Here is a 4,221-nt window from a genome sequence, read left to right on the forward strand (position 1 = left end):
AGCGCTAGTCTCGTGGGCTCGGAGAGGTGGATAAGAGACAGTCGGGAGGGTGGCACGAACGGCGCGCCGATGCGGGCGTTGCCGGTGGGGTGGTCGGTGCCGCCGGAGCGGGTGGATCTGCTGGTGGCGCGGACGGTGGAGGTGACGCGGGCGACGCATCGGGCGCCGGAGGCGTTGGCGTCGGCGGTGGTGATGGCCGGGTGTGCGTCGTGGTCGGTGGCGGGTGCGCCGATGGCCGTGGTGGTGGCGCGGGCGGTGGAGTGGGTGGAGGTGGCGCGGCCGGTGTGTGGGGACGCGCCACGGTTGGCCGGGTTGGTGGGTGCGGTGGCGGCGGGTGGGTGGTCTCCCCCGCCGTCGGGGGTCGGGCTGGACGCGGCGGAGACGGTCGCGGCGGTGCTGCACTGTGTGCGGGGCGCGGATTCGGTGCGGGGTGGGTTGGTGGCGGCGGTGCGCGGTGGTGGGGACACGGACACGGTGGCGGCGTTGGTGGGTGGTCTGTTGGGTGCGGGGTCGTCGGCGGAGGCGGTGCGGGCGGAGTTGCCGTGGAGTGGGTCGGTGGTGGGGCTGGACGCGGCGGAGGTGCGGCGGTTGGCGGCGGGTCTGGTGGCGTTGCGGGAGTCGGCGCGGTGAGGTGGGCGGGGTCGGTCGGTGGGCGGGTCGGGTTCGGTGGGCTGGTCGAGGCGCGGGTGCTCATGGGGTTGTTGATGGCAGGGTTCGGCCCCGGGGCGTCGCGCACCCCGGGGCCGATGGCGCAGGGTTATCCGCCTGCGGCGGCGCGGTCGAGGATCTCGCGGGCGCTGCGCGCGACGGCCGCGTCGACGAGCCGCCCGTCGGCGGTGACCGTCACGCCGGAGCCGTCACGTTCGGCGGCGGCCAGCCGGTCGACGACGTCGCGGGCGGCGGCCACCTCCTCGTCGGTCGGTGCGAAGACCTGGTTGACGACCGCCACCTGGGCGGGGTGGATGGCGGTGCGGCCCCGGAAACCCTGCCGCAGCAGCAGCCGGCTGCTCTGTTCGAGGCGGTCCGGGTCGCGTAGGGCGGTCTCGGTGGGGCCGACGGGCGGGGCGAGGCCGGCGGCGGCGCCGGCGAGCACCAGACGGGACCGCATCGGCCACAGCTCGGCCTTGTCCGGTCCGGGTTGCAGGCGCAGTTCGGCGGCGAGGTCGGCCTCGCCGAGACCGAGCCGGACCACCCGGCGGGCGGCGGCCACCGCGTCGGCCCGCCACACTCCCCCGGCGGTTTCCAGCAGGGCGAAGACGACCAGCGAACCGGCTGGCAGGCGGTGGGCGTGTTCGGCGTCGCCGAGCAGCGCGTCCACCTCGGTCAGCAGGTCGACGTCGGCCTTGGGCACCACGATGCCGGTCAGGTGTACCCCGGCCACCGCGCCGATGTCGGCGGCGGGGGTGTCGGCGTTGACGCGTACCCACCATTGGGGGCCGGCGGGTGCGTCGGCGAGGAACGTCGCGACGGTGTCCCGGGCGGTGCTCTTGTGGGCGGGTGCGACCGCGTCCTCCAGGTCGAGGATGCAGGCGTCGGCGCCGCGTGTCGCGGCCCGGGTCAGCTTGTCGGGCTGGTCCCCCGGCACGTACAGGTAGCTGCGGGCGATCGCGGGGGACGTGCCGACGGCGGTCACGGGCGGGTCGGGCGGGACAGGTAGCGGCCGCGTGGCTGCCCGACCACGGTGCCGTCGCGCAGGATCTGCTCGCCGCGCAGGAAGGTGTCGGTGACGCGGGCGGTCAGTTCCATGCCCTCGAACGGGGTGTAGTCCTGCGCGGACAGTGACTCGTCGGCGCGGACGGTCCAGGTGTGTTCGGCGTCGACCAGGCAGAAGTCGGCGTCCAGGCCCTCGGCGATGGCGCCCTTGGTGGCCAGGCCGAAGCGGCGGGCCGGCGCCCACGAGGTCAGCTCGGCGACGCGGGCGTAGGACAGGCCGCGTTTGGTGCCTTCGCTGATCAGGCCGGGCAGCAGGTATTCGGCGCCGCCGAAGCCGGATTTGGCGACGAAGATGTCGTCGTCGGGTTCGCCGAACTTGACCTCGGCGCGGCAGCAGGCGTGGTCGCTGACGACCCAGTCGAGTTGGCCGTCGAGCAGGTGTGCCCAGAGCGCCTCGACGTCCTCGCGGGGACGCAGCGGCGGGTTGACTTTGCCGCCGAGGCCGTAGGCGGTGTCGATGTCGGCCAGCAGGTGACCGATGGTGACCTCGCGGCGGAAGTCGACGTGCGGGAACGCCTGGGCCATGCGGATCGCCGCGTCGACGGCCTTGGCGGAGGAGAGGTGCAGCAGGTTGATGGTGGGCAGGCCGGTCTCGTGGGCGAGGTAGGCGGCGATGCTGACCGCCAGGCCCTCGGAGTGCGGTGGGCGGGAGGCGCTGTACGCGGCGAGGCCGGTCAGGGTGCCGTCCTGCTCGACCATCCGGGTGTACGCGGACATGATCTCGGCGGTCTCGCAGTGCAGGGACAGGGAGATCTCGTCGGCCAGTTCGGGGAACTGTTCGCGGGCGGCCTGCACGCCGCGCATGACGAACTCGAAGTGCGCGTAGTCGTAGCGGGCGTCGGGCGGGATCATCAGGAACGAGCTCTGGTCGGCGGAGCGTCCGTGCAGGCCGTGGCCGCCGTAGAACATGAAGATCTTGAACGAGGTGACGCCGTGGTCGCGGACCAGGTCGGGGATCTCGTCGATGTGTTCGGCGGTCATCGGCGCCACGTGGAAGGCGTAGTCGACCCAGGAGCGGTCGTCGGTGGCGGCGCGGACCTCGGGGAAGAACTCGCCGTACGGTCCGCCCCGGTTGAGGTAGTACTGGCCGGTGCGGATGTAGTTGATGGCGGAGGTGACGCCGCCCTGCGCGCAGGCGCGGCTCTCGGTGGCGGTGTCCTCGGCCAGCGGGTGGTAGATGCCCCAGTGCTGGTGGGCGTCGACGACGCCGGGGAAGGCGAGCTTGCCGCCGCCGTCGACGACCGTGGTCGCCTCGGTGGTGTCGATGTGCGGGGCGAGGTGGGCCACCCGGCCGTCGCGTACGCCGATGTCCAGCGCCGTCGGCTCCGCCTGGTCGTGTCGTACCACGCGGACGTTGCGCACTACGAGATCGAAGGGTTGCATGATGTGCTCCTGATGGTCGGCGGGCGACGGGTCGCGGGCGGGTCAGTCGGTGGCGGTGCGCAGCCGGGTCAGTGGGCGCAACAGGTCGGCCACGTCGGTGACGTCGGCGAGGCCGGCGACGGCGGCCACCACCTGGTCGGTGGTGTCCGGGTCGAGGCGACCGGCGACGTTGTCGCGGAACTTCATGGCCAGTTCCGCGTCGGACAGCGGTCGTTGTGGGCCGCCCCGGTTGGTCAGGACCTCCTCGCGCCAGGTCCGGCCGTCGTCGGTGCGGACGGTCACGACGGCCGGGAACTGGTAGGGGAAGATCTTGGTGCACTCGTCGTCGGCGACCACGTCGACGCGGGCCATCAGGGCCCGGCGGGCCGGGTCGCGGGCCAGGTCGTCGGTGAAGTCACTGAGCCCGAGGCCCAGGCCGCCGCCGCCGAAGAGGCCGGCGACCACCGCGTACGGGCCGCTGAACTGGGCCTGGTAGCCGGTGTCCGGGGTGCGTTTGGTGTCGATGGGCTGCCCGATGGTGCGGATCACGGCGGCGGGTACCCGCAGTTCGATGTGGTCGATGCGGTCCAGCGGCACGTCCTGGGCGCGCAGCGCCAGTCCGGCGTCGATGGCGGCGTGGGTGAAGTGGTTGGCCGGGTAGGGCTTGAAGAAGATGTCCGGCACCGCCCAGCGTTCACCGAGTCCGTCGGTGACCTGGGCGTGGTCGGCTTCGCCGCGAAGGAAGGCGGTGAAGAACCCGAACCGGCCCTCCAGCACGGTGGGTGGTCCGGTGAAGCCGCGTCGGACCAGGTCGGCGGCGGTGACGGCGCTGTGTGCGGCCCATCCGCAGTGCAGCCGTTTGACGGTGCCGCCGGTGCGGTTGGCCTCGATCACTCCGGCGGCCATCGACGCGGTCACGCCGAGCACGTCCAGCAGGCCGTCCTCGTCGAGGCCGACGAGCATGCCGGCGGCCACGGCGGCGCCCATCGCCCCGCAGATGGAGGTGGCGTGCTGGCCGTGTTCGAAGAAGACCGAGTTGTTCAGTTCCGGGTCGTAGCCGGCCATGCCGAGGCGGACGGTGACCTCGATGCCGACCGCGACGGCGGTGGTGAGGGCGGCGCCGTCGGCGCCGGCGGCCTGCGCGGC

General features: G+C 73.2%; 4 protein-coding genes. 1 reads left to right on the forward strand and 3 read right to left on the reverse strand.

The features are described from left to right. Positions 1 to 630, forward strand: a 630-nt coding sequence (locus EYA84_RS27740) for an ADP-ribosylglycohydrolase family protein (RefSeq protein ID WP_236145994.1), incomplete at its 5' end; no start/stop codon positions are given. 127 nt (positions 631 to 757) lie between these two features. On the opposite strand, the gene EYA84_RS27745 is transcribed toward EYA84_RS27740, so the two are convergent. The 3 genes from EYA84_RS27745 to EYA84_RS27755 all read right to left on the reverse strand — a co-directional run. Next, complete coding sequence (locus EYA84_RS27745; protein WP_131056801.1) at positions 758 to 1,633, reverse strand: CoA ester lyase; 876 nt, start codon at positions 1,631 to 1,633, stop codon at positions 758 to 760. Beyond that, positions 1,630 to 3,096, reverse strand: coding sequence for a dihydroorotase family protein (locus EYA84_RS27750; protein ID WP_131056803.1), 1,467 nt, complete (start codon positions 3,094 to 3,096; stop codon positions 1,630 to 1,632). The genes EYA84_RS27745 and EYA84_RS27750 overlap by 4 nt, the downstream gene beginning before the upstream one ends. Before the next feature lie 42 nt (positions 3,097 to 3,138). Then, positions 3,139 to 4,221: MmgE/PrpD family protein (locus EYA84_RS27755; protein ID WP_131056805.1), on the reverse strand; the 1,083-nt coding region annotated here is incomplete at its 5' end.

It is taken from the genome of Verrucosispora sp. SN26_14.1, assembly GCF_004307965.1.
Classification (GTDB): domain Bacteria; phylum Actinomycetota; class Actinomycetes; order Mycobacteriales; family Micromonosporaceae; genus Micromonospora.